This window comes from Pseudomonas sp. PS01299 (genome assembly GCF_029960145.1).
GTDB classification, from domain to species: Bacteria; Pseudomonadota; Gammaproteobacteria; order Pseudomonadales; family Pseudomonadaceae; genus Aquipseudomonas; species Aquipseudomonas putida_A.
The window spans coordinates 1-3,464 of sequence record NZ_JASCPO010000378.1; the positions used below are offsets into that span (position 1 = coordinate 1).

Sequence of the window (3,464 nt, forward strand, 5' to 3'; positions counted from 1 at the left end):
CGATAGCGTTGTGTCAGGCGATGCATGTGTTGAATGACACACCGCTATCGCGAGCAGGCTCACTCCTACAGGGGGTGTGTTTCAACTCAGCATTTGGGAAGGATCAGGTACTCTCGCGAATCTTTAGTTCAAAACCCATATCCTCAACCGGTCGCGTCACGCTGTTGCCCGCCATCAACGTCAACATTTGCTCCGCCGCACGCCGGCCGATCGCCTCGCGTGGGGTGTTGATGCTGCTCAGGCGCGGCACCATGTGTTCGGACATCGGCAAGTCGTTGAAGCCGAGAATCGCCACCTGCTCGGGGATCTTGATCCCGTTGCGCAGCGCCTCCAGCAGCGCACCCTGCGCCAGGTCGTCGTTACCAAAGAAGATCGCATCCACATCCGGATGCGCTGCCAGCAGTTGCAGGAACAGTTCACCGCCCAGGCCCACGGACGAGGAGCGCGGGGTCAGCACTTCCAGATCCGGGTCGTAGCGCCCGGCCTTCTGCAGGGCTTTGCGGAAACCTTCACCGCGCAACAAGGTGCGCTGATCCAGTTGCGCACCGATGTAGGCCAGACGCTTGCGACCGCGCGAGAGCAAATGTTCGGCAGCAGTTTCGCCGGCATTGAGCTGCGAGAAACCCACACAATTCACGCCGGCAGCGCTGTCCAGTTCCATCATGTACACGCAGGGAATATTGCTGGCCTCGATCATCCGCCGCGAACTTTCCGTGCGATCAAACCCGGTCAGCAGCAAACCACGCGGCTGATAAGCCATGTAGTTGCGCAACAGGTTTTCTTCTTCATCGCGCGAATAGTGGAAGTTGCCGATCAGCACTTCGAAGCCCTTGGGTGTCAGCACCCGATGAATGGCTTCCAGCGTATCGATGAACAGCAGGTTGGACAGCGATGGCACCAGCACCACCACTGAATGGCTCTGCGCTGAGGCCAATGCGCGGGCGGCAGGGTTGACCACGTAGTTGAGTTCAAGCGCGGCTTTCTGCACTTTTTCCACCAGTTCCGTGGTGACCGTGCTGACCCCGCGCAAGGCGCGGGAGGCGGTAATCGGGCTCACGCCGGCGAGGCGGGCAACTTCATTAAGGGTGGGACGGCCGGTGGTGCGAGTGTTTTTATCGTTTTTAGGGGTGGTCATCGGGCGGCTTGCCAAACAAAAATCAAGGCACTAAGGTAGCGCTGTCCTGATGCAGCTGCAAATGCGTAAGCGAGGTCCTGCCTGATCTTCGCTTTTTGGCGTTGGGAACAAACCTGCTGCAACCCAAAAAAACGACAAGAAGGCGTCGGCAACTTCTGCCTGTGCACTAGAGTCATAGCTAGCAAAGGTAGCGCTGTCTGCGCGCTGAGGTGTTATATGAGTCATCCCATCACCGCCCTGGTCATCATGGGCGTTGCCGGTTGCGGCAAGACGTGCGTCAGCGAGGCCCTGTGCCAATTGAGCGGCGCCACTGCCATTGAAGGCGATACTTTTCATCCGGCCGCCAACATCGAAAAGATGAGCGCGGGGATCCCCTTGAACGACGACGACCGTGCCGGCTGGCTCGACAGCCTGTGCGATGAACTGCGTCGCGTCGATGCATCGGGTAAACGCCCGGTGCTGACCTGCTCGGCCCTTAAACACAGTTATCGCGAAGTGCTGCGCAGTGCTTTGCCGGGCCTGGGCTTCGTGTTTCTTGAGCTGACCCCTGAAGTCGCCGCCGACCGCGTATCGCATCGCCCAGGCCACTTTATGCCGGCAACGTTGATCGAAAGCCAGTTCGCCACCCTCGAATCACCAGTCGGCGAGCCGTTGACCCTGGCACTGAATGCTTCGATCCACAGCGTTGAAGAACTGGCGGCCCAGGCGCACGTCTGGTGGCAGGCCCATGGTCTGAAACAGGCGGTATGAGTGTGTTGAAAGAGCTAGCGCTGTCCTCACGAATTCTGTTTAACCCGCTTTAATAACAACAACAAGCCAGGAGACACCCCCAATGTTTGGCATGTCCCACGACGCCTACCTGCTGCTCGATGCAGTGGTCACGGTAATCGGCCTGATTATCCTGATCACCAAATTCAAGATTCACCCCTTCATCTCGCTGACCATTGCGGCCGCGTTCCTCGGCCTGACGTCCGGCATGCCGATCGGCACCATCATCAAGGCGTTCCAGGACGGCTTCGGTGGTGTACTCGGTTTCGTCGGCATCATCCTCGCGTTGGGCACCATGCTCGGCAAAATGATGGCCGAATCCGGTGGTGCCGATCAGATCGCGCAGACACTGATCCGCGCCTTCGGCAAGGACAAAGTGCAGTGGGCAATGATGTTCGCCGCGTTCCTCGTCGGTATCCCGCTGTTCTTCGAAATCGGCTTCGTGCTGCTGATTCCGCTGGTGTTCATCGTTGCCCGGCGTACCGGTGTGTCGATCATCAAGATCGGTATCCCGCTGCTCGCCGGCCTGTCCGCCGTACACGGTCTGGTGCCGCCGCACCCGGGCCCGCTGCTGGCGATCGGCGTGTTCGGCGCCGACATCGGCAAGACCATCCTCTACGGTCTGATCGTTGCGCTGCCGACCGCAATCATCGCCGGTCCGATCTTCGGTACCTTCATCGCCAAGCACATTCCCGGCACGCCGAATCAGGAGCTGGTCGATCAACTGGCCCGTGAAAGCGACGACTCAACCAAGTTGCCGAGCTTCAGCATCACCCTGATCACCGTGCTGCTGCCGGTGTTCCTGATGCTGCTGAAAACCTTTGCTGACGTGGCGCTGCCGGACGGTCACTTCTTCCGCACCTGGATGGACATGATCGGTCACCCGATCTCGGCACTGCTGCTGGCGTTGCTGCTGTCGCTGTACACCTTCGGTCACAAGCAGGGCATCGGTTCGCAGCAGATGCTCAAGTGGCTGGACGCGAGCCTGGCGCCAACCGCCGCGATCATTCTGATCATCGGTGCCGGTGGTGGCTTCAAGCAGATGCTGGTGACCAGTGGTGTGGGCGACGTGATCGGCCACATGGCGGTCAGCGCGCAGATTTCGCCGATCCTGCTGGCGTGGCTGGTGGCGGCGGTGATTCGTATTGCTACCGGTTCGGCCACCGTGGCGACTATCACGGGCGCGGGCATCGTGGTGCCGGTGGTGGGGATGATTCCGGGCGTCAACCGTGAGCTGCTGGTGCTGGCCACCGGTGCCGGTTCGTTGATCCTGTCTCATGTGAACGACGCCGGCTTCTGGCTGGTGAAGCAGTACTTCAACATGACCGTGGCCGAAACCTTCAAGACCTGGACCGCGATGGAAACCATCCTGTCGGTGGTGGGCCTGGGCTTTATCCTGCTGTTGTCGCTGTTCGTCTAAGCAGCTTCTTGCAGACACAAAAAAACCGCAGCGATGCGGTTTTTTTGTGCACGACGATATCAGGATGAATGCATTACCCCTGTGGGAGCGGGGGGGGGCGGCGCAGGCCGGTGTTAGGGGGGGGCAATATTTTAAAAGAAC

3 protein-coding genes are annotated in these 3,464 nt (G+C 59.6%); 2 read left to right on the plus strand and 1 reads right to left on the minus strand.

Annotated elements, in window-relative coordinates:
- Positions 1-103 precede the first annotated feature (103 nt).
- Positions 104-1,135, minus strand: coding sequence for a LacI family DNA-binding transcriptional regulator (locus tag QMX91_RS29895; protein ID WP_282413817.1), 1,032 nt, complete (start codon positions 1,133-1,135; stop codon positions 104-106).
- A 216-nt stretch (positions 1,136-1,351) separates the two neighbouring features.
- On the opposite strand from QMX91_RS29895, the gene QMX91_RS29900 reads away from it, so the two are divergent.
- Positions 1,352-1,885 carry a gluconokinase gene (locus QMX91_RS29900; RefSeq protein ID WP_027612589.1) on the plus strand — a complete coding sequence of 178 codons (534 nt, stop codon included), beginning with the start codon at positions 1,352-1,354 and terminating at the stop codon, positions 1,883-1,885.
- Positions 1,886-1,967: 82 nt separating this feature from the next.
- Positions 1,968-3,323, plus strand: a complete 1,356-nt coding sequence (locus QMX91_RS29905) for a GntP family permease (RefSeq protein ID WP_097085886.1) — start codon at positions 1,968-1,970, stop codon at positions 3,321-3,323.
- Positions 3,324-3,464 lie beyond the last annotated feature (141 nt).

Excerpts from the sequence above, each read along its gene's own strand:
- QMX91_RS29895 (WP_282413817.1), bottom strand. The coding sequence starts at position 1,135 with ATGACCACCCCTAAAAACGATAAAAACACTCGCACCACCGGCCGTCCC.
- QMX91_RS29900 (WP_027612589.1), top strand. The coding sequence starts at position 1,352 with ATGAGTCATCCCATCACCGCCCTGGTCATCATGGGCGTTGCCGGTTGC.
- QMX91_RS29905 (WP_097085886.1), top strand. The coding sequence starts at position 1,968 with ATGTTTGGCATGTCCCACGACGCCTACCTGCTGCTCGATGCAGTGGTC.